The following is a 21,684-nucleotide window of genomic DNA, read 5'->3' on the forward strand; positions in this document are numbered from 1 at the left end:
CATGCAGAGTACCATCATTATAATCGTTGCCGTAATACTTGTAATTGTATTTTTTAGTTTTCTAATTGGTATTTACAATAAAATCGTTGCGTTAAAATTTAATATTGAAAAAGCGTTTGCAAACATCGATGTAATCTTGAAACAACGTGCCGATGAAATTCCAAATCTACTTACTATTGTTACGAAATTCATGGATCATGAAACGGATTTACTCCATAAACTGACTTTATTACGTACAGACTTCCTGAATGCAAAGGACATAAATAGTAAAATTGAGAGTTCAAATGAAATGTCAAAGGCAATTAAATCAGTTTTTGCTGTGTCAGAAAGTTATCCTATTTTACAATCGAATGCAAGTTTTGTAGAATTACAAAAAAGAGTTTCTGTTTTGGAAGATAAAATTGCCGACCGTCGAGAGTTTTTCAATGATAGTGTGAATCTATATAACATTGGAATTAGTGAATTTCCAAATACAATTTTCGCCTCATTATTGGGATATAAAACACAAAATATGCTTATCGTAACTCCTGAAGAAACTAAATATGAAGGGATTAGATTTTAATTATTTTTTTGGATATGAAAAGATCCTGAACCAGAACCCTGAAGTTGTTCTGGGATTCTCTTTTTTAGGTGTCGTTGGAATTATTATTGGATTAACCATTCTATCTTACCCTTTCAAGAAGATGAAAATTATAACTAGAATTATGGCACCCTTGATGTTTTCTTTATTATCTTGTCTATTTATTGGAATAGTCCCGATCATGATTCTCTTCTTTATAGCTCCAGAAATTAGTGGAGTGAAATTAGCCTATATCTGGCTTACTATCTTTTTGGGAATTACACTTTTTTGGTATGTAAACTATGCGACACTATTAAAATTCGGGGAAGATTTACAGTTAAAGAAGGGAAAAAAAATTAAAGAAAAACGCTAAAAGATATTCTGTTTTATACCTGCCTTATGAAATAGATAATCTCTAGATTCTATAATTTTAGTATTTAACATCTTAGTATCAATGTTTTGCATTTTGCCTCTAAATTTCTTGATTCTACCAGCAATAATAACAGTATCTACATTCATACGTTCCATTAAGGTAACTACAGAACCTGTTACATTATTGAGTGGCATAACATTTAAATCTGTTGTTCTCAATAATATAATATCTGCCTCTTTACCCGGAGTCAAACTTCCTGTTTTATGATCTAAATGTGTTGCTCGTGCCCCTTCAATTGTAGCATATCGAATCACATCATTACAAGTAATCAGATTCGGAGTATTTTCCACACCTTCCAATACCATTTCATTTACCAAACCACGTTGTAAAGTATATATGGATCGCATTTGAGTAAAAAAATCAGGGGTCATTGTAACTTCTACATCAGTGCTTAATGAAGGTTGAATTCCATTTTTTAATGCTTGAAGAATGGGTGGCATTCCATGACGCATTGTTAATTCGATTGGAACCGCTAGCGATACTGCTGAGCCAGCTTTTGCAATCCCTTCCCACATTGAATCCGTTAATCCTGTACAATGAATTAAAAGATTATCAGATCCTAATAAGTTATATTTAATTGCTTTTTCTAATGCAGGTGTAGTGCCTAAATTATCAACAATATGTGACACAATTGGTATTCCTGCTTTTCGAGCTAATTCCCAATAGTATTTAAAATGTTCACCCTCTACTTCTGCTCCCATAGCCATCGTTAATAATTGATCTGTTGAAGAAAAGTAAGTGTTTTTTATAAGATCTAGTTTATGGGGAAAAGGAACATTTGGTCCTGAACCACTTGAGAAAGAAAACAATGCTCTTCTTCCTCCATCTTTTAATCCTCTTATTATAGCATCTATATGCTTCATGGAGTGTGCTACTTGCGAGGTATCTACAACTGTTGTTACACCAGCATCTATTTGATTTATAGAAGATAGTAATACTGCGATATAAGAATCTTCTGGACGAAAAACAGGTGTCAGTTTATTAATCAATACATCGATGTAATTATGAGGATTATCCGGTTTCATATCATTTAGCAACAAAGCTTCCGCCAGGTATCCTCGAATTGCAGTTTCATATTGATGATGATGCGTATCAATGAAACCTGGCATGACAATATACCCTTCGGCATCAATAACATGAACATCTTTTCCTACTTTAATATTTGGTTTAATCTCTTTGATTATTTTGCCATCAATTAAAACATCTCCTTTTTTATAATTCCCTACTTTATCATCCATACTTAGGATAATTCCACCTTTCAACAAGTATTTTACTCCTGTTTTCCCCATTAAATCGATTGGAATTTTATCGTCTTTGTCGGGCTTGTTTTTACAACTTGCCAACAATGTGGGAGCCATTAACGTTCCTAACGTTAGTATTCCTCCCATTCTTAAAAAATTCTTTCTACTCGTTTTTCCTAAAAACTCATTCAAATCTGATGAATCTGAATCCTTACTCTTGTCTTCCATAATTAATACACTTTAATGGTTAAATAAATAGTTTACTCAAGCAAAAATTGGAATAATTCTTACTTAAATTTTATGGTGTAGTATCATTTTCCAAAATAGAAAATGGCACAACTACAGTCAATGATTTACAACTTTAAAGGGGAGTCAATAGAATCGTAATAAAAAGTATATTCATTATTACGAAAGAGAAATTAAAAAAAAATAAATTTCTTAATGAAATTATTTTTTTGCTATCTGTTTAACAAAAAAAATAAATTACATGCTGCAAGTAAATGATTTGTAACTTAAAAATTAATAATAATTATTAATTAAATGGTTTTTTTTCTAGTAGAATAAAAAATTAAATTATGTTAATTATCATTTATACATTAAACCAAATGAACTTCGAATAGTCTAATATTTTAAGTTGACTTATAGACTAAAAAGACGTATAAAATGGAGTAGTAAATTTTTAATTTAATAAATTATTATCCCCTTCTCTTTTTATAATTTTCATAAAATGTTTTTTAAGAATTAAATTGTTAAATACAATTAAAATTAAGAACAATGAGAATATTTGATTTAGTTTTGTTTAGTCACTTAATAGGAAGTGAACAGAATCAAAAACTACACGTTATATCCCTACTATGAAAGTAAAATACATTGCAATCTTTCTCCTAGTTATTGGAATTGGAGCTTTAATTGTTTATCGAATTACGGAGAACAAAAGTAATGATGGAAAAGCCAAAGATAAAGGCGGAAATAAAGCACAAATGCGGGTAAACGGCGTAGTCGTTTCAGCCAGTAATTTTGCAAATAATATTCTGCTTTCAGGTTCCATTGAAGCCAATGAACAAATCGAAATTCGAAGCGAAATTTCAGGAGTTGTAGAAGGTATTTATTTTGAAGAAGGGTCTTCTGTTACTAAAGGTCAGGTACTTTTTAAAGTAAACGATTTAGAACTACGTGCTCAGGTTGCTCAAGCACAAACAAAACAAGATTTGGCTGCTGAAAATGAACGAAGAGCCAAATTATTACTACAAAAAGAAGCCATTAGCCAGGAAGAATATGATGTAGCTCGTGCAGATTTAAAATCAGCTCAGGCGCAAAGTCAATTAATTAGAGCTCAGATTGCAAAAACATCGATTAGAGCACCCTTTTCTGGAAGAATTGGATTGCGTAATATATCGCCAGGTAGTTATGTAACACCTGCTACTCTAGTTGCTAAATTAGTGAGTCAAAATCCTTTGAAAATCACATTTTCTATACCCGAGAAATATGCTAATCAAATGAAAGTGAATACCGATGTTTCTTTTAGTGTAGCAGGTTCTACAGAAAGATATAAAGCAAAAATTTATGCCATCGAACCTGAAATTGAAATTGCAACCCGGACCTTAAAACTGAGAGCTATTGCACAAAATCCTGATGGAAAATTAATTCCGGGGACTTTTGCAAATGTAGATTTACCATTGAGTAATACTACTGATGCCCTAGTAATACCATCTGAAGCAGTTATTCCTATCCAAAATGGAAAAAAAGTATTTATTACAGAAAAAGGAAAAGCGAAAGAAGTAATAGTGGAAACATCAACTCGTACTGATAAAAACATTGTTGTTACAACTGGTTTAAAAGTTGGTGACACTGTATTAACAACGGGGGTAATGGGATTAAAAAATGGTACAGGAGTAAAAGTAACCCTTGTTAATACTAAGAACTAAATACAATGAGTTTATCAACATTATGCATAAAACGCCCTGTATTTACTATAGTAATTAACCTTAGTATAATACTCTTTGGAATTATTGGATATACCTATTTAGGCGTTCGTGAATTCCCTTCTATTGACCCAGCTCAAATTTCTGTTCGTACGAACTATGCTGGAGCAAATTCCGATATTATTGAATCTCAAATTACAGAACCACTTGAAAAAGCAATTAATTCGATTGATGGTATTCGAAATATAACTTCTTCAAGTAATCAAGGTTCTAGTAATATTACCATAGAATTTAATTTAGAAAAAAATCTTGAAGAAGCAGCGAATGATGTGCGTGATAAAGTATCACAAGCCGTTCGTAGTTTACCGCAAGATATTGATGCTCCTCCAGTAGTATCTAAAGCCGATGCCGACTCTGATCCTATCGTTACAATGACGGTTCAAAGTGATACGCGAGATGCCTTGGAATTAAGTGATTATGCCGAAAATGTTATTGCACAACGACTACAAACGATTCCGGGTGTAAGTAGCGTCCAAATTTGGGGACAAAAGAAATATGCCATGCGCTTATGGATTGACCCAAATAAATTGGCTTCTTATGGCTGTACAGTGTCTGAGGTACGTGATGCTTTAAACAAACAAAACGTAGAATTGCCTTCTGGTAAATTAACGGGTGCCAATACCGAATTAACGGTAAAAACGGCTGGAAATTTATCTACAGCTGAGCAATTCAATAATATCATTATCCGTGCAGATGACAATCGTATCGTTCGATTAAGTGATATTGGAACGGCGTCCTTAGGCCCAGAAAATTTAGAAACTAAATTAAGTGAATCTGGATTACCAATGGTTGGTTTGGCTATTATTCCACAACCTGGAACAAACTATATCGATATTGCGAATGCATTTTATATCCAATATGAACAGCTGAAAAAAGAGTTACCTGCCGATTTCAAATTGAATATTGCAATTGATAATACTACCTTCATTAAAAAATCGGTAGTTGAAGTAGCAGAAACCTTATTGATTTCCCTGATATTAGTAACTCTTATTATTTATTTATTCTTCCGTGACTGGGCGATTGCTTTTAGACCATTAATTGATATTCCGGTATCATTAATTGCAACTTTCTTTATTATGTACTTGTGTGGTTTCTCTATCAATGTACTTACATTATTAGCAATTGTATTAGCAACAGGACTTGTAGTAGATGATGGTATTGTTGTTACTGAAAATATATTTAAAAAAGTAGAGGAAGGAATGAGTCCTATTCAGGCAGCAATTAAAGGTTCAAATGAAATCTTTTTTGCGGTAATCTCTATTTCGATCACTTTGGCAGCTGTATTTTTACCTGTTATATTCTTAGAAGGATTTGTCGGTCGATTATTCCGGGAATTTGGAGTCGTCATCGGTGCTGCCGTATTAATTTCCGCTTTCGTATCGCTTACACTTACACCAATGCTAAATGCTTATTTGATGAAAGGTGGAGTGCATAAAAAATCAAGATTTTATAATTTTACAGAACCTTACTTTGTCAAATTAAATACAGGATATGCAGATTCTTTAAAAGGATTCATGAAAAGAAAATGGATTAGTTTCCCTATCATCATCGTTTGTTTAGGATTAATTGGTCTATTCTATAGTTTATTACAAAAAGAAACAGCTCCGTATGATGACCGAAGCTTTATTGGGGTTAATGTAACAGCTCCCGAAGGGGCATCTTATGAGTATACTGATCGTTTCATGCAGGAATTAAGTCAAATGATTAATGATTCAATTCCAGAGAAAAAAGTAAGTTTAGTTATTACTTCTCCAGGTTTTGGATCTGCTTCTGTGAACAGTGGACGTATTCGTATAGCTTTGGTTGAACCTAACGAAAGAAAGCGTACACAAAAAGAATTAGCAGCCGATTTAACGAAATGGACAAAGCAATATTCCGAAGCTAAAACATCTGTTTCTGAACAACCTACCATTTCTGTAAACCGTAGAGGTGGTATGCCCATCCAATACATTATTCAGGCTCCTAATTTCCAAAAATTAGAAGAAAAAATTCCTGAATTTATGGATGAAGCTAGTAAAGATCCTACCTTCTCTATTACGGATGTAAATTTAAAATTCAATAAACCTGAAATCAATGTTACCATTGATCGTGAAAAAGCACAAAGTTTAGGAGTTTCTGTTATTGATGTAGCACAAACACTACAATTGTCTTTGAGTGGACAACGTTTTGGTTACTTCATGATGAATGGAAAACAATATCAGGTAATTGGACAATTTGATCAAAAAGATCGTGAAGCGCCAATTGACTTGACTTCAATGTACGTAAAAAGTAACACTGGTTTATTAATCCAATTGGATAATGTTGTTTCTATTGCAGAACAAAGTAGTCCACCACAATTGTATCATAATAACCGATATATGTCTGCCACTGTTTCTGCTGGATTAGCTCCAGGAAAAAGTATTAGTGATGGTATCGAAGCAATGGACCGTATTAAAGCAAAAGTATTGGATGATACCTTTACAACCGATTTAGGTGGTGAGTCCCGTGACTTCGTAGAAAGTAGTTCAAATACTATGTTTGCTTTTGGATTGGCTTTATTATTAATCTATCTAATCCTATCGGCTCAATTTGAAAGTTTTATTGATCCATTTATTATTATTCTAACAGTACCAATGGCTGTGGCGGGAGCATTATTCTCTTTATGGTTATTTGGACAAACGTGGAATATCTTTAGTCAAATTGGAACCGTCATGTTGATTGGTCTGGTGACCAAGAATGGTATTTTAATTGTAGAATTTGCGAACCAACTGCGGGAAGAAGGTAAATCAAAAATTGATGCCATCATGGAAGCTTCAGAATCTCGTTTGCGTCCAATCTTAATGACGAGTTTAGCAATTTCATTAGGAGCATTGCCTATTGCATTGTCCTTAGGAGCTGCATCACAAAGCCGTATTGGAATGGGAGTTGTAATTGTGGGAGGAACTATTTTCTCTTTAATATTAACGCTTTTTGTTATTCCAGCCATTTACTTTATGTGGTCAAAAGACCGTAAACATAGACCTGAGTTTGATAATTTAGATGCAATTGAAAAAGAAAATAATTAAGAAGTATGAAATATAAAATCTTCTTTCAAAGCCTTATTATTGGTTTTATATTGTGCAACCATGCGTATGCACAAGAAGTTTTGACGGTTGAAGATGCCGTAAAAATTGCTTTAGAAAACAATTATGATATTAAAATTGCTGCAAATGATTTAAAAATAGATGAACGTAATGTTAGTCTAGGGAACGCGGGAATGCTACCCAATCTTAAAGCAACCATCACGAATAATAATAACCGAACGAATTCTTCACAAACGCAAGCCGATGGAACTGTTCGTAACTTGGATGGTGCAAAAAATAATAGTCTTGGTTATGGTGTTACGCTAGGTTGGACCGTTTTTGATGGTTTCAAAATGTTCGCTAAACATGAACAGCTGAGAGAATTACAAAAACTGGGAGAAACAGAATTGAAAGGGGTTATCCTAACTAAAATCAGTGATGTCATTACCACCTATTATGATTTAGTTCAGCAGGAACAACAGCTTACAGCTCTTGATACGGCTATCTCTATTTCTAAGCTTCGATTAACAACTGCTGAAAATCGATATACCATTGGAAAAGCATCAAAATTAGAAGTCTTAAATGCACAGGTAGATATCAATACTGATACAACTACTCTATTGCGCCAAAAAGAACTGAATGCTAATACAAAGATCTTATTGAATCAGATTTTAGCTCGTGAACCTAATACATCATTTTCTGTTGTAGACACAATTGTTGTAGATCGTGCTTTGTTATTACCAGAATTAACTTCTCGTGCGGAACAACAAAATCCACAATTGCAGATTGCAGTAGTCAATAAACGGGTACTTGAATTACAACTCAAACAGGTTAAAGCCAATAGATATCCTACAATTAATCTAACATCAGGTTATAATTACAATGAAACCGAATCCAGTTTAGGATTTACCTCTCAAACATCTAGTAGAGGTTTAAACTATGGATTTAATGCATCTTTGAATTTATTTGATGGCCTGGCTCAACGTAGAAATGAAAAAGTTGCTCATTTAATGATTGAGAACTCTCAAATTGTTTTGGACCAACAGAAACAAGCTATTGTAACACAATTATCAACTAGTTATCAAACTTATTTAACCAATTTACAGTTGACAGAATTGGAGCAACGTAATGAAGCAATAGCCAAACAGAATCTTGAGATTACAATGGAAAAATACAGAATAGGAACCATTGCTCCTTTGGAGTTTAGAACGGCTCAATTAAACTACGTAAATGCTAGAGTACGCAACAGCAATGCTCAGTTTCAAGCAAAATTATCTGAAATATCATTAAAGGAATTAGCTGGAAATATTGATTTAATTAAATAATATTCCTTTCAAAGCATATTAAAGGCAGCTTAGTACATAGGCTGCCTTTTTTTATACATTATAATTGTATTTTTTTCTTCAATCAATATCCTATTTTGCATAAAAAATCGTTAAAGTCTAGAACTGCTTTTTAATTTTAAGTCTGAAATTCTATCTTAGTAAAAAAGCTAAAGCAAAATTTATTGAATTAATGATGACCAATGCTATGAAAAAAATTGCCCTACTTCTTCCCTTCTTATTGTTATTTATAAGTTGTAAACCTTCCTTTGTTAGGATAAATCCTGAATCGGCCGATAAAGCTCAAATGAATAAAGCATACGATTTAGGTAAACGTTTATCGGAAAGCTGTCATACTTCTAAATTTAAGAAGTTTTCTACAAGTGAAGCAACCCCAAAAGTCATTAATGGAATTACTCCTGATAAATTATTAGCCATATGTAATAAAATTCGACAAGAATACGGTAACTTTATTGATATGGAATTGATTGAAGTAATTCATCTTAAATCTTCTAATGAGAATGTATATCGCTTTAAAGCAAAATATCATAAAAATAGAGGGATTAAAGAAGTACGAGTTACGATGAATAGCGATAATAAAGCATCGGCAATTAATTCTAAAGTTTGGAAAGACGAATATGAGTAGTCTCCAATAATCAAATCTTATTAAAACCTAATACATGCATTCAGTTCTTTTACATCAAACCTTTACTTCCTTGGCAAATAAATATTGTCAGGACCATTTTCTGGTCACAAAATTATGGCAGGAAATAGAGGAACATTATACAGCAGAAGACCGTCATTATCATACGCTATTACATTTGTTAAATATCCTTCAATTGCTTTTAGAGAATAAGGATAATATAAAAGATTGGGATACCCTACTCTTTACCCTATTCTACCATGATGTTATTTATGATGCTTCTTTGACTGATAATGAAGAAAAAAGTGCTGAATTGGCCGAAGAACGATTGCAATATTTAAATGTTCCTGAGCCGTTAATTCAGAAATGTAAAGAGCAAATTTTGGCAACGAAAACACATCAATCCCATAACGATAATGATACTCTTATTTTTCTAGATGCCGATTTATCTATTTTAGGACAAGATTTAAATACCTATGGAAAATATTCCCAAGACATTCAAAAGGAATATTCGATATATCCCAAATTAGTCTATACAGCAGGGCGAAAAAAAGTTATTCAACATTTTTTGGAAATGGATCGTATTTATAAAACTTCATTTTTCTATAATCGTTTTGAAAAACAGAGTCGTTTAAATCTGATGCATGAATTAAAAAATATATAATTTCATAACGACTGCACCACCATAAAACAAACGGATTGTACTATTTTTGTATTAAACTAACGTCATTAAAATCATGAAAAATATTATTGTTTCTGAAAATGGATTCAACAATTCGGATCCTTATGCTATTATCCAATCAAACATTACTGTTGTTAATTTACTTCTTGAAGAAGGATATGATCCAGAATTAATCAAAAAAGAAGCTTTCATCAGTTATTATGTAGATTATTATTTAGCGCAAGTTAACAATGGTGGATTTGCTCAATTTGTGTATAATTCTAGTTGGAATGAAGAAATTGTATTGCTTATTGAAGAAGGTTTAGAATCGATGAAAGCGACCTTACATTTAGCTTATTTTAGAAATAGAGCCAAATTTGTAAGTTCATTAGCTGAAGAGGTGATTGATGCTTTCTTAGAAACTGATTTGTTTGGAGAAAACAAACTAAGAGATCAAATGAATGATGATAGTTTTTATACTATAAAAGAAGATCTTATTGCATTAAACTCAAGTTGGTTAAAAAAACAACCTGATTTATTAGTCTTAAGTATTGATAATATGTTCGTAGAACTGGAGAAAATACTAGGGAAAGAAATTAGCAAAAATTAGAAAACTGCAATCTTTTCAATATCAAAATCCAAATCTTTTATTTCTTCTTTTTCTAGAATAATATTCTTAAAAGAAGAAATAATATTGGATGATTTAGGTGCAATCACTATATTTGTATTCGAATAAAAAACTATGGAAGAATTTATTGTATCGGCTCGAAAGTATAGACCACAAACGTTTAAAGATGTTGTGGGACAACAGGCCATTACGAATACTTTACTGAATGCCATAGAAAGCAATCACCTTGCTCAGGCCTTATTATTTACTGGACCTCGTGGTGTTGGAAAAACTACTTGCGCTAGAATTTTAGCCCGTAAAATCAATCAACCTGATTACGATAATCCCGAAGAAGATTTTGCATTTAATGTTTTTGAATTGGATGCTGCATCGAATAACTCTGTAGATGATATTCGTAATCTTATTGATCAGGTACGTATCCCACCCCAAACCGGAAAATATAAAGTTTATATTATTGACGAGGTGCACATGTTGTCTCAAGCGGCTTTTAATGCTTTTCTTAAGACATTAGAAGAACCGCCGAAACATGCCATTTTTATTCTGGCTACTACAGAGAAACATAAAATCATTCCAACGATACTTTCTCGTTGTCAAATCTTTGATTTTAAAAGAATCACTGTAAAAGATGCCAAAGATCATTTAGCTGAAGTTGCAAAAAGTCAAAACATTGTTTATGAAGATGATGCTTTGCATATTATTGCACAAAAAGCTGATGGTGCAATGCGTGATGCCCTTTCTATTTTTGACCGCGTTGTTAGTTATTGTGGAACTAATTTAACACGCCAAGCCGTTACTGAAAACTTAAACGTACTGGATTACGAGTATTATATCAATATGACTGATTTAATTCTTGAAAACAAAATTCCAGAATTATTAGTGGCTTACAATGATATATTGGCAAAAGGCTTCGATGGCCATCATTTTATTGCCGGACTTGCTTCTCACTTTAGAGACTTATTAGTAAGTAAAAATCCAATTACTCTATCTTTATTAGAAACTGGTGATCAAGCTAAACAGTTGTATGCAATTCAATCTCAAAAGGCTTCACAGGATTTTCTATTAACTGGAATTGAATTGGCTAATGATTGTGATTTGAAATTCAAGACTAGTCAAAATCAAAGACTTTTAGTCGAGCTTTGTTTGATGCAATTGGCCTCCATTACTTTTGATGGAGAAAAAAAAAAGCTAAGCAATATATAATTCCTGTTGCTGCTTTACAGGTAAAAAATGTAGCACCTACAACAGAAAACAATACTTCAACTGAAATTGTTAACCATAAACCAGAAGCAGTTCCGTATACTGAGCCTTCTTCTGTAGATACAAATATTCCTGTAGTAAATGAACCTACTTCGGTAATAAATACTGTTACAGCTACCCCACCTCCTGCATCAAATCCTATAGCAGGCATTGGTGCACCAAAAGTATCGGCTCTTTCATTATCTAGCATTAAAGCTAAGAGAGAATTAATGGAAAGTCAAAAAACGCTCCATAGAGAAAACGCAAAAGAGCAACCGACAGAAGCATTTACAGAAACAGAAATGTTACTAATCTGGAATAAGTACTCGGAACGATTGAGACAAAAAGGACATATGATTATGGCAACTTATATGCAAATCAATGATCCAACGTTACAAGGATCAGATATTCATTTGGAATTACCAAATGAAGGTGCTAAAGTCGATTTTGATAACGAAAAACATGGCTTATTAGGTTATATTAGAGGCAAGTTACACAATCACCTGATTAATATTATCGTTACCGTAAATGAAACTGTGGAGAAGAAATATGCTTTTACCAGTCAGGATAAATACGACCGATTACGTGAAAAAAACCCTAATCTAGATATTCTAAGAAAGACTTTTGATTTGGATGTTCTTTAATTAGTTTCGATTCATCTCATTCTGATTAAACGGACATCAGATGTTTTTTCTCCCATTGTTCATATTTTGATGTAGGTTGTTTTACAAAATCTGTATTTTGAATTTCATTCATAATCTCTAGATTAATTTCAGTCAAAGCATCTGGTAATGGGCGTAGAAAATCAATAAACAATACAACTCTGGTCTCCTCTGTATTATTATAGACTTCGTGATCATAAGTATCATCAAAAATTACAATTTCACCTTCTTTCCAATTGTAAATAATATCATCAATCGTAATCCAACATTTCTCAATTGCTTGAGGAACTTTTATAGCCAAATGACATCGTAAAACACCTGCATATGGGCCTTTATGTTTTGGAATATGTTTTCCCGGAGATAAAACAGAAAAGAAACAGGTTGTGATTCCAGGAATTGTATTAATTAATGAAAATGTTTTAGGCATACAGGATACCGTTGCTTTATTGATTTCATTATAAAATAGTAATGGCAAAATTTTCCAATGCTCATCATTGGTTATTAAAAGTTGTTCCTTTGATATATCTTGTAAATTCGGTAAATTCTCTTGTTTTATTCTATCAATAAATTGTTCAAATTCCTGACGTATTTCAGTATGATTTTTCTCTAATACATCAACCCAAGGAAACTCTTCTTTTAAGAATATAGGCATGTCCCCTACAAGACTTTGCTTTTTCATTTCAATTTGAAATTCTCCTAATTCTGTTGCACTATATTTCATATCCTTTGTTATTATATTTTACTTACAATCAATCCATTCATGAATTCTGTTTTAACTAGATTTAGCAAATGAACGTCACCATCAAATACTGAGTTATAAGCTAGTCCATTATTTTTGAATCCCAATTTTTCGGCTAATGCTTTAGCAGATCTATTTTCCTGTTTGATATATATAATTATACTCTTGAAAGATGTTGTAGTGAATATATATTCAATTAGACCAATAATCATTTCATTACTAATTCTTGAACCCCAAAAACTAGGACTTAACGCTCCGAATATCTCTACTTCATCTTGATTTATTCTTTTATGTGAAACCAATCCGATTACTTTTTCTAATGCATCGTTTTTTACGACCGCATATAAAAAAATGGGAGTTGTTGAATCATAGTTTTGGACCACATGATTCAATACTATTTCAGATGAGTTTTTATCCAATGATTCTCCTGTAGGATTCAAATACCGATTAATATTCTGATCCATCATTAATTCGGCAAATGACTCAGAATCATCTGTGGTTAATTCTCTAATTAAAGTACGCGTAGTGCTATATTTAATCATTGTTTCGTTTTTATAAGAAACCATTTTTCGATAATTGAGAAATCAAATCGTCTGAAGATTGATTATTGTAGTAATCCCATACATCCAATTTCCGAACTTTCCATACATCTTAATAAAGTATAACCAATTCCAGCGGTTCCTCTAAAAAGTGATGGATTTTCCAGGCTAATTTCTGGAATTTCATAGGTTGTATAATACCCTCTTTCATTCTTTTTATACAAAATCCTCATGATAGATTGTCTTGCCTTCATCAATAATTCCGGTCTATCAAGTATTCTGGAAGCTTCGATCAAAAAGTCAATTTTCCCCGTATTTCCACAGCAATAAAAATCAGTTTCATTTTGAAGATCGTTCTTCGTTCCTACAATGGCTCTTTCTATGTCCTCCAATAAACAAGGGTCTTTTAGGATTTTATAGGCATACAATCGTGCTAAACCAATTCCTGGGGCACCATGACACCATGCCGTTTTACAGCTTCCATTATTTTCTCTTAAGTCCTGCCAATTCGAAAGAGTATTATTCTTATGAAAATTTTCAAATGCTAAGGCTTCATAAAATAGATTTTTATATTCCTCGTTTTCAGTACATTCATATAAGGCTAATAATGCACAACCAATGCCCGATACTCCATGAGAAAAACCGGTCATAGGTTTATTAAACAATTCGGATTGCCAAGTTCTAAATCCTGAAGAAGGATCTATAATTGATTCTTTTACCAAATGATCTCCAATGAGTATCATTAAGTCTAATACTTCTTTAGATTGAGTTGTTTTATAAAGAGATGAAAGAACCAACAATAAGCCAGCTGTTCCAGACATAATATCATATTTTTTATCATTAATTATATCTTCTCTTTCTATTAAAGCTATAATTGGTAAGGCTAATTGAATTCCTTTATTTTTAGGTAATTTTAATAAGGAATAGATTAGTCCTGCTAATCCTGTTGCCATAGAAATATCAACATTATAATTTTCCGATAAAGACCTTTTGATTTCAGATTCTATGATTTGAATCCCATCTTTCTCAAATTGTCTATCATCCGTTAATTTGCCGAAAAGATTAAAAAAATAAGACATTCCTAGATTACCTTCATAAAACCCTGTTCCCAAAGTATTATAAAATAATTTCTTATTACTGGAGGATGTATAACAATTCCATAAATAAGAGGTTTTATTTTTAATTGCACTTTTTCTAATTTGTGAAGCAATTCTCTTCACTTCATTGGTCAAAACTTCATCATTATATTCAATATTTTCAATGGGTTTAGAAATCCTTTTTTTATGAAAATAAGAATCTGTATTTTGTTTATAACGTAGAATGAAAGCCGAATGAATCAAATTAATTTGACTTTTTATATCATTGGTTGTTAGTCGTTTAATTTTATCAATAATAAATTGATACGGTACAACTTTGAAAAATTCATTGCTCACTAAATGATTGGACTCGAACAATAATGTTTCTGAAGTATTTCCCGTGAATAAAGGGATATTCATTCGCTTTATAGCATCAAACTCTTTGGCTAAAACTTTGGATTTAATTTTACTATTTAAATAGATAAAAGGTTGAAACTCATTTAATGAATCATAAATTTCGTTTTTTCTTTCTTTGTCGGATATTAAAGCTTTTGCAACAAGTGAATTATCAAGAATACTTCTATAATCTACTGTGTTTCTGATAACTACTCTGAAAGGTTTATCTTTGAAATGATTCATAATAAAATTTGCTTTATCTAAATCATCTTGATGAGCAATAAACCATTTGCAAACAGTTTCAAAGCCTTGTATAAATTGTTTTTGATATTGTTCTGGTGAAATTTTTTGACCATTGTATTCAGGCTGATTGGTATCGGCTATAAATACTCCTTGAGATTTTGTCAATCGAACAGCATCGGTATTGATATCTTCCCATTTCCATGCTTCTAATGCTGAAATTTGTTTTCCAGAAGCTCCAAAGCCACTACTGTCAATAGGCTCGCTTTTTTCACCTTCATATACATTTAAAGGTACAAGTCCAGTATTATAAACGGAATATGTTCCATCGCCCATTTCATCTGTAGCGCCAAATAAACATTCTAAATCTATTAATACGGGATATTTACCATGCGCAATAATATTTTCATGATGAAAATCGGTTCCATTCAATAAGTAACATACAGCAAGCAAAGCTCCACTGGTTACATAATATTCTGAAAGTTCTTTTTTATGGGACACAGGTATATGTTCAATAAATTCCATCCAAAAATATTCGCCCTTATCTAGGGTAATAGCAGTTTTAAATTGGATTCCAATTTCTATAGACAAATGATCTAATAAAGCATTGAAAGCGATGTCCATACTACCTGATCTTGGCTTATAAACGATTTTTAAACCACTATTGAATTTGATTATTGCTGTACTTTTCCCTTCATTATGAACATCTCCCTGATTGATCTCTATTGATTTAACATGACCAAGAGGTCTACTCGAATTGAATTGTTTTGAAAGGATATCCCTATCTAAATCGATATGTTGATATATCTCTTTATAAAAATTTGTTGTCTGATTCAATATCTCTTTACTAAGTGTATATATTAAAGGATATTTTTTTGAAAATTCAACTAACCCGTTATTATTAAAGAAGTTATCATTATAAGCATTTAGAATATCATCTGATTCTTTAAGGATCGGACTTAGATTTTGTTGAATACTAAAAAGAGGAATATTGGTCGATCCAAAGTCACAAAAATCCTGATCAAAAGCAAATTTACCAATAGACAATACACTATCTGGCAATAAAATATCATCTGGATTATTGATTAGAATTCTAAGATTTTTAGATTCCGAGAAAATGATAGCTTTCATATGAAGTTGAAAAGGCTTTTCAATATTTTTCATCTTTGAACTTTTATAGTAAACAGGTAAAACTATTTTAATAATCAAGAGTGCAATATTAAATAAATATTGCACTCTTGTTTTTCAATCAATTGCTTTGAACTATACAGTACAAACCAACGTTTTTGTAGTAGAAACACAACCAACTGAACCAGTAGATTTGTGATCTTTCGCGTTTAAATCTGCATTTGAGATTTCATAACCATGTTTTTTTGCTACTTTAATCAAACTTTCATTAAAAGCTGACGTAAGATCGTTTTTTAAAGCAGAATCACTTTTTACTGCTTCAAGGAATTTTTTAGTAGGCATAATGTTAAATTTTAGAGGTTAATATTAATACTCAAAGTACACTATAAATTATAGATTATAATAGCGTATAAATACCTGTTTATCCACCCCGTATTTATACCTAATTCACTAATAATCAATTATTACTCTAAAAAATAAGCAAAAAAAAATAGCGGAACTATTGTCCCGCTATCTTAAATTTTATATTCCTTTAAAGCTTTAAATTCTATTGTAATATAAAGCTTTTACAATTCCATCTGACAAACCTATTTTTGGTACAAACATATTTCTGGCACCACTCCATTTCATGGAGTTTAGATAAATTTTTGTAGCTGGTATAATAACATCTGCACGATCTGGATTCAATCCTAGTTCTGAAATTCGTTGATCGTAGGATAAAGAATTTAAAAAATTGTATTGAGAATTCAAATACATATATGACATTGGTTTATCCTGTGCCTTATTAGACATTTTGAATAATTTATTAATATTTCCCCCAGAACCGATTAAAGTAACCTGCTCATAGGCTTCAGTATTTAATTTTATCCATTTTTCAATTTCCTGCCATACAATATCGCTAACCATATTATTCAGTAAACGAACGGTACCAATCTTAAAGGATTTTGAAGCAACTATTTTACCATCTGAAAACAAAGTAAATTCAGTACTTCCGCCTCCTACATCAACAAATAAGTAGGTTTCATCTGTTTTTAATAAATGATGTAAATCTGTTGAAGCAATAATTTTTGCTTCTTTTTTACCATCAATAATATCAATTTTTATATCTGCTTTCTTTTTAATCAAATCAGCAACTTCCTTTCCATTGTAAGCTTCACGCATTGCTGATGTTGCACATGCTAAATACTTTTCTACTTTGTGAACTTTCATCAACAAACTAAATGCTTTCATTGCATCTATCATTCTTAGAATGTTCTCTTCAGAAATTTCACCTACAGTAAAGGCATCTTGTCCCAAACGAATTGGTACACGAACTAATGAACTTTTATTGAATTGTGGTTCTTTGCCGGGCTGCTCAACAATATTTGTTATTAGTAATCGCATCGCATTTGAACCAATATCAATCGCTGCATATTTTTTTATAGTAATCATTCTAATACTGTATTATAATTTTTCTGTAATGACCTCAATTTTATTTCTATAATAATTATAGGTTTCCAATTGAGCTCTAAATACTTTATCCTTATTGCGTAAACGATAGTTGTTTTGTAAAGCATCGGCATGTATTCTTGCCTTAACATTACCTCTCCAGCCTATATTAAATGTTTCGATTAATTCTTTTTTAATTTCTGGATCGTATATTGGACAGGTAACTTCAACTCTACCATCTAAATTTCTGGTCATAAAATCGGCTGATGAAATAAAAACTTCAGGATCACCTCCATTCCCAAATATATATACTCTAGAATGTTCCAAATAGTTGTCTACAATACTGATAGCTTCTATATTTTCACTCATCCCCTCTACACCTGGAATTAAAGAACATATTCCACGAATAATCAACTGAATTTTCACTCCCGCCCTACTTGCTTCATACAATTTATCAATCATTTTGAAGTCAGATAAACTGTTCATTTTTAGTTTTATATACCCTAGCTTACCTGCAGAAACATTATATATTTCTTTATCAATTAGTTTATAAAACTTAGAACGTGTGTAATGAGGTGAAACGATTAAATGTTTATAACGATGTACTCGATAATTGATATCAAAGAAATCAAATATCTTAGCTACATCTTTTAATATCTGTTGGTGAGAAGTTAACAAAGTTACATCGGTGTAAATTTTCGCTGTAGATTCATTAAAATTTCCTGTAGAAATGAAACCGTATCGCTTAATTTTTCCTTCTTCCAATCGTTCAATAGCACAAATTTTACTATGTACTTTCAAACCCTTAATCCCAAATATCAGATGTATTCCTTCCATTTGCATTTGTTCTGCATAGGAAATATTGCTTGCCTCATCAAATCGAGCCTGCAATTCAATTTGGACGGTCACTACTTTACCATTTTTTGCAGCATTAATAAGCGAACTAATAATTTGCGAATTGGATGCTAATCGATATAGTGTTATTTTTATAGTGGTAACTTTTGGATCTAAGGCTGCTTCTCTTAGGAATTTTATTAAATATGAAAATGATTGATAAGGTGCATTCACCAAATAATCTCTTTTCGCTATTTTTTCTAATATACTTCCCTCTAAGCTTAGTCCATCAACAGGTAATGGCGCATTCTGCTTGTATAATAAATCATATCTTCCTAAATTAGGGAAGCCGATGTAATCTCTACGATTATGGTATCGACCTCCAGGTATAATACTATCTGTAGAATCAATTCCCATTTTAACTAAAAAGAATTTTAAGGTATCTTTTCCTATCGACTGATCATAAACAAATCGTACAGGTTCCCCAATTCTTCTGTCTTTTACACTGGATGATATTTTCTCCATCAAACTCTTACTCAAATCACTATCAATCTCAAGTTGAGCATCTCTGGTAATCTTAATCATATGAGCCGATATGCTTTCGTAATCAAAAATATTAAATATGCTATGCAAATTATATCGGATAACATCATCCAACATAATCACATATTTCTTATCATTATCTGAAGGTAAAACAACGAATCGGTTAATTGTTTTTGGAATTTCAATAATAGCATAACGTACATCAGGTTTCGGCTTAACTAAACTTAGCATTGAAGTAGGTTTACTTTTCATGACTAATTTTATAGCCAAATAACCTGAAGCATCTTTTAGCATCGGAAATTCAGCTAAATCATTCAATATGATTGTAACGAGTGCCGGACTTACCTTTTGGATAAAAAAATCTTTGATAAAATTTTCCTGCTCTCTCGAAATCTCATTTTCATTAATTATAAAAATATTCTCTCTTTCTAATTCACTTTCAATGTTACTAAGAATACGCAAGCTTTCTGATTGTTGACTAATAACAATTTGAGTAATCTCATTTAATAATTGCTTTGCAGAAATTCCACCCAATACTTTCTCTCCAGAAATACCAGATAAACTTAAACGTCTGATTGCGGCATAACGAACTCTAAAAAATTCATCCAAGTTATTTGAGAAGATTCCTAAAAACCGAAGTCGATCCAATAAAGGCACCGACTTATCTCCTGCTTCTTGAAGTACTCTTGCATTAAATGTTAACCAACTTTTCTCTCGGTCTACATATTTATTGTGAACTGTCTCAATCATATTTTTAAATCTCTTGGGAAAATTACTTTTTGTGTTTTTCCTTTTTTTATGTGTTGCCAATCTGATTCTTCAAATCCAATGGATACAAACCCAGATGTGGGGACATTATTTATTGTAACATCACCAAATTTGTTAACAAAGTTAGTGATTGCTTCATTATGACCAAAAAGAATAACGCTATCAAATTCATTATTACAATTTTTTATTGTTCTTTCTAATTCTTTTTCATCAAAAGTATAAAGTTCATCCTTTACAATTATTGATTCTGCTGGACATGATAAATTTTGAGAAAAAATTAATGCCGTTTCTGCGGCTCTTTTTGCTGGGCTACTCCAAATAATAAATGTTTTCGGCAAATAGTTTGCAATATTGGTAGAAACCAAATGAGCATCTTTTACCCCTCGACTTGATAAAGGTCTATTTATATCTTCAAATGCTGTATCCCAACTTGATTTCCCATGTCTAACAATTATTAAATTTTTCATCCTAAATTTATTTTAATTAATAAAAGTTTACTTACTACAATATCGTATATTTTTAAATACACCCCTTTAAAAAAATGTTAATTCGTACATGAAATTTACAGCCTCTTAAAAAAACATTTACTACTTCAAATAGCCGTAATTAATCCACCTTTTGAAAGTCAATTATAGAGCTAAATCAAGCATATTATTTATCCCTATTTATTCTAAAATAATATTCAATAATTTCTCCAAGGCTGAATACAAATTGGAGTCTTTAGAAATCCAAAATCCACCAATATAATTACTTCCTTAAAAATCAAATCATTAAGATTAATGTTAACATTTTATAAATATTACAAGAATATCTATTAAAAATAAATTATTAATATAAAAAACTCATTATATATACTATATGATAACCTAAAACAGGCATTTATTAAGGATATTTTAATGCTTTGATTAGTTTATCGAGTTTATCTGCTGTTCATGGAGATTATAAATATTTATTCATCTAATAGTATAATTTCGTTTAATGAATTGATTTTTTATGTTATTAAATCAAAAAATAATACACCAAAAAATGAAAAAAATAATCCTACAAGCATTAAAAATTATGAATGAAATTTATAGCTCATTGAACCCCAAATTCAATCTTCATATTAAAATATTTTTGCCTGTATTGTTCTCCTTATTTATTTCTATAAATGGAGAAGCACAAGAAATTATTTCGCTTGATGGTTCACAATCAAAATCTGCTGTTTCTACTATTCAAAAATTAACTGAAAACGGAGAAAATAATGCTTATTTCATGAATGGCAATCAAATCAATACTACATTGTCAAATCCTTTAGGAATTGAGACGGATCTTATATCCTTAAATCAGATATTCCAATTTAATAGTTCTTTAAAATCTGCTGAAGTTTTAATTATTCATCTAAAAAATATCTCTGATTTGAATAATACAATTGATTTATCTAAAGCAGCTGAACTTAAAAATCTAAAATACATCTATATCGTTAGTGAATTTAATACTACACCCAATCAGTTAAAAAACAAGTTAATCAACATCCCCACAAGTGTTGTGACATATTACTCTATTTCTATAGCACAATAACAACATATCGGTTAATTTAAACGAT

20 protein-coding genes are annotated in these 21,684 nt (G+C 31.4%); 11 read left to right on the top strand and 9 right to left on the bottom strand.

Annotation, left to right across the window (positions count from 1 at the left end; genetic code table 11):
* The first annotated feature begins 1 nt into the window (after nt 1).
* Nucleotides 2-562 (top strand): LemA family protein, encoded by a 561-nt coding sequence (locus tag P6733_RS04425; RefSeq protein WP_306350398.1) that lies wholly within the window; start codon nt 2-4, stop codon nt 560-562.
* Nucleotides 543-932 (top strand): hypothetical protein, encoded by a 390-nt coding sequence (locus P6733_RS04430; RefSeq protein WP_306350399.1) that lies wholly within the window; start codon nt 543-545, stop codon nt 930-932. Before P6733_RS04425 ends, P6733_RS04430 begins: the two co-directional genes overlap by 20 nt.
* Here the strand turns inward: P6733_RS04430 and P6733_RS04435 are convergent.
* The gene (locus P6733_RS04435; RefSeq protein ID WP_306350400.1) at nt 929-2,461 is read right to left on the bottom strand and encodes an amidohydrolase family protein; all 1,533 of its coding nucleotides are present in this window, start codon (nt 2,459-2,461) and stop codon (nt 929-931) included. The two genes, P6733_RS04430 and P6733_RS04435, sit on opposite strands and share 4 nt — an antisense overlap.
* A 626-nt stretch (nt 2,462-3,087) precedes the next feature.
* Between P6733_RS04435 and P6733_RS04440 the strand changes: the two genes are divergently transcribed.
* From P6733_RS04440 to dnaX, 7 genes are all read left to right on the top strand, one after another.
* Nucleotides 3,088-4,158 (top strand): efflux RND transporter periplasmic adaptor subunit, encoded by a 1,071-nt coding sequence (locus tag P6733_RS04440; protein ID WP_306350401.1) that lies wholly within the window; start codon nt 3,088-3,090, stop codon nt 4,156-4,158.
* Between the two features lie 5 nt (nt 4,159-4,163).
* Entirely contained in the window at nt 4,164-7,259 is a 3,096-nt protein-coding gene (locus P6733_RS04445; RefSeq protein WP_306350402.1) for an efflux RND transporter permease subunit, read from the top strand.
* Between the two features lie 5 nt (nt 7,260-7,264).
* The gene (locus tag P6733_RS04450; RefSeq protein WP_306350403.1) at nt 7,265-8,581 is read left to right on the top strand and encodes a TolC family protein; all 1,317 of its coding nucleotides are present in this window, start codon (nt 7,265-7,267) and stop codon (nt 8,579-8,581) included.
* A gap of 205 nt (nt 8,582-8,786) precedes the next feature.
* The gene (locus tag P6733_RS04455) at nt 8,787-9,224 is read left to right on the top strand and encodes a hypothetical protein (RefSeq protein WP_306350404.1); all 438 of its coding nucleotides are present in this window, start codon (nt 8,787-8,789) and stop codon (nt 9,222-9,224) included.
* A gap of 34 nt (nt 9,225-9,258) precedes the next feature.
* A complete protein-coding gene (locus tag P6733_RS04460) occupies nt 9,259-9,885 on the top strand; it encodes an HD domain-containing protein (protein ID WP_306350405.1) in 627 nt (208 codons plus the stop codon).
* A gap of 73 nt (nt 9,886-9,958) precedes the next feature.
* Nucleotides 9,959-10,492, top strand: a complete 534-nt coding sequence (locus P6733_RS04465) for a DMP19 family protein (protein ID WP_306350406.1) — start codon at nt 9,959-9,961, stop codon at nt 10,490-10,492.
* A gap of 132 nt (nt 10,493-10,624) precedes the next feature.
* Entirely contained in the window at nt 10,625-11,710 is a 1,086-nt protein-coding gene (gene dnaX / locus P6733_RS04470) for a DNA polymerase III subunit gamma/tau (RefSeq protein ID WP_306350407.1), read from the top strand.
* Here the strand turns inward: dnaX and P6733_RS04475 are convergent.
* Complete coding sequence (locus P6733_RS04475) at nt 11,670-11,957, bottom strand: hypothetical protein (RefSeq protein ID WP_306350408.1); 288 nt, start codon at nt 11,955-11,957, stop codon at nt 11,670-11,672. The two genes, dnaX and P6733_RS04475, sit on opposite strands and share 41 nt — an antisense overlap.
* Nucleotides 11,958-11,976: 19 nt before the next feature.
* Here P6733_RS04475 and P6733_RS04480 point away from each other — a divergent pair, with 19 nt between their 5' ends.
* Complete coding sequence (locus tag P6733_RS04480) at nt 11,977-12,390, top strand: hypothetical protein (protein ID WP_306350409.1); 414 nt, start codon at nt 11,977-11,979, stop codon at nt 12,388-12,390.
* A gap of 25 nt (nt 12,391-12,415) precedes the next feature.
* Here the strand turns inward: P6733_RS04480 and P6733_RS04485 are convergent, their stop codons facing one another.
* The 7 genes from P6733_RS04485 to P6733_RS04515 all read right to left on the bottom strand — a co-directional run bounded on the left by P6733_RS04485 (nt 12,416) and on the right by P6733_RS04515 (nt 20,566).
* Complete coding sequence (locus P6733_RS04485; RefSeq protein ID WP_306350410.1) at nt 12,416-13,129, bottom strand: aspartyl/asparaginyl beta-hydroxylase domain-containing protein; 714 nt, start codon at nt 13,127-13,129, stop codon at nt 12,416-12,418.
* Between the two features lie 11 nt (nt 13,130-13,140).
* Nucleotides 13,141-13,689: a GNAT family N-acetyltransferase gene (locus tag P6733_RS04490; protein ID WP_306350411.1), complete on the bottom strand. Its 549-nt coding sequence runs from the start codon at nt 13,687-13,689 to the stop codon at nt 13,141-13,143.
* A gap of 62 nt (nt 13,690-13,751) precedes the next feature.
* Nucleotides 13,752-16,562 carry a type 2 lanthipeptide synthetase LanM gene (gene lanM, locus P6733_RS04495; protein WP_306350412.1) on the bottom strand — a complete coding sequence of 937 codons (2,811 nt, stop codon included), beginning with the start codon at nt 16,560-16,562 and terminating at the stop codon, nt 13,752-13,754.
* A 99-nt stretch (nt 16,563-16,661) separates the two neighbouring features.
* The gene (locus P6733_RS04500) at nt 16,662-16,868 is read right to left on the bottom strand and encodes a Nif11-like leader peptide family natural product precursor (protein WP_306350413.1); all 207 of its coding nucleotides are present in this window, start codon (nt 16,866-16,868) and stop codon (nt 16,662-16,664) included.
* A gap of 198 nt (nt 16,869-17,066) precedes the next feature.
* Nucleotides 17,067-17,957, bottom strand: a complete 891-nt coding sequence (locus tag P6733_RS04505) for a Ppx/GppA phosphatase family protein (RefSeq protein WP_306350414.1) — start codon at nt 17,955-17,957, stop codon at nt 17,067-17,069.
* Between the two features lie 12 nt (nt 17,958-17,969).
* Complete coding sequence (gene ppk1 / locus P6733_RS04510; RefSeq protein ID WP_306350415.1) at nt 17,970-20,081, bottom strand: polyphosphate kinase 1; 2,112 nt, start codon at nt 20,079-20,081, stop codon at nt 17,970-17,972.
* The gene (locus tag P6733_RS04515) at nt 20,078-20,566 is read right to left on the bottom strand and encodes a SixA phosphatase family protein (RefSeq protein WP_306350416.1); all 489 of its coding nucleotides are present in this window, start codon (nt 20,564-20,566) and stop codon (nt 20,078-20,080) included. Before P6733_RS04515 ends, ppk1 begins: the two co-directional genes overlap by 4 nt.
* Before the next feature lie 559 nt (nt 20,567-21,125).
* Between P6733_RS04515 and P6733_RS04520 the strand changes: the two genes are divergently transcribed.
* Nucleotides 21,126-21,659, top strand: a complete 534-nt coding sequence (locus P6733_RS04520; RefSeq protein ID WP_306350417.1) for a hypothetical protein — start codon at nt 21,126-21,128, stop codon at nt 21,657-21,659.
* The last annotated feature ends 25 nt before the right edge of the window (nt 21,660-21,684 follow it).

The sequence above is a fragment of the Flavobacterium aerium genome, from assembly GCF_030766725.1.
GTDB lineage: Bacteria > Bacteroidota > Bacteroidia > Flavobacteriales > Flavobacteriaceae > Flavobacterium > Flavobacterium aerium.

Excerpts from the sequence above, each read along its gene's own strand:
- P6733_RS04425 (WP_306350398.1), top strand. The coding sequence starts at position 2 with ATGCAGAGTACCATCATTATAATCGTTGCCGTAATACTTGTAATTGTA.
- P6733_RS04430 (WP_306350399.1), top strand. The coding sequence starts at position 543 with ATGAAGGGATTAGATTTTAATTATTTTTTTGGATATGAAAAGATCCTG.
- P6733_RS04435 (WP_306350400.1), bottom strand. The coding sequence starts at position 2,461 with ATGGAAGACAAGAGTAAGGATTCAGATTCATCAGATTTGAATGAGTTT.
- P6733_RS04440 (WP_306350401.1), top strand. The coding sequence starts at position 3,088 with ATGAAAGTAAAATACATTGCAATCTTTCTCCTAGTTATTGGAATTGGA.
- P6733_RS04445 (WP_306350402.1), top strand. The coding sequence starts at position 4,164 with ATGAGTTTATCAACATTATGCATAAAACGCCCTGTATTTACTATAGTA.
- P6733_RS04450 (WP_306350403.1), top strand. The coding sequence starts at position 7,265 with ATGAAATATAAAATCTTCTTTCAAAGCCTTATTATTGGTTTTATATTG.
- P6733_RS04455 (WP_306350404.1), top strand. The coding sequence starts at position 8,787 with ATGAAAAAAATTGCCCTACTTCTTCCCTTCTTATTGTTATTTATAAGT.
- P6733_RS04460 (WP_306350405.1), top strand. The coding sequence starts at position 9,259 with ATGCATTCAGTTCTTTTACATCAAACCTTTACTTCCTTGGCAAATAAA.
- P6733_RS04465 (WP_306350406.1), top strand. The coding sequence starts at position 9,959 with ATGAAAAATATTATTGTTTCTGAAAATGGATTCAACAATTCGGATCCT.
- dnaX (WP_306350407.1), top strand. The coding sequence starts at position 10,625 with ATGGAAGAATTTATTGTATCGGCTCGAAAGTATAGACCACAAACGTTT.
- P6733_RS04475 (WP_306350408.1), bottom strand. The coding sequence starts at position 11,957 with ATGCTAGATAATGAAAGAGCCGATACTTTTGGTGCACCAATGCCTGCT.
- P6733_RS04480 (WP_306350409.1), top strand. The coding sequence starts at position 11,977 with ATGGAAAGTCAAAAAACGCTCCATAGAGAAAACGCAAAAGAGCAACCG.
- P6733_RS04485 (WP_306350410.1), bottom strand. The coding sequence starts at position 13,129 with ATGAAATATAGTGCAACAGAATTAGGAGAATTTCAAATTGAAATGAAA.
- P6733_RS04490 (WP_306350411.1), bottom strand. The coding sequence starts at position 13,689 with ATGATTAAATATAGCACTACGCGTACTTTAATTAGAGAATTAACCACA.
- lanM (WP_306350412.1), bottom strand. The coding sequence starts at position 16,562 with ATGAAAAATATTGAAAAGCCTTTTCAACTTCATATGAAAGCTATCATT.
- P6733_RS04500 (WP_306350413.1), bottom strand. The coding sequence starts at position 16,868 with ATGCCTACTAAAAAATTCCTTGAAGCAGTAAAAAGTGATTCTGCTTTA.
- P6733_RS04505 (WP_306350414.1), bottom strand. The coding sequence starts at position 17,957 with ATGATTACTATAAAAAAATATGCAGCGATTGATATTGGTTCAAATGCG.
- ppk1 (WP_306350415.1), bottom strand. The coding sequence starts at position 20,081 with ATGATTGAGACAGTTCACAATAAATATGTAGACCGAGAGAAAAGTTGG.
- P6733_RS04515 (WP_306350416.1), bottom strand. The coding sequence starts at position 20,566 with ATGAAAAATTTAATAATTGTTAGACATGGGAAATCAAGTTGGGATACA.
- P6733_RS04520 (WP_306350417.1), top strand. The coding sequence starts at position 21,126 with ATGAAAAAAATAATCCTACAAGCATTAAAAATTATGAATGAAATTTAT.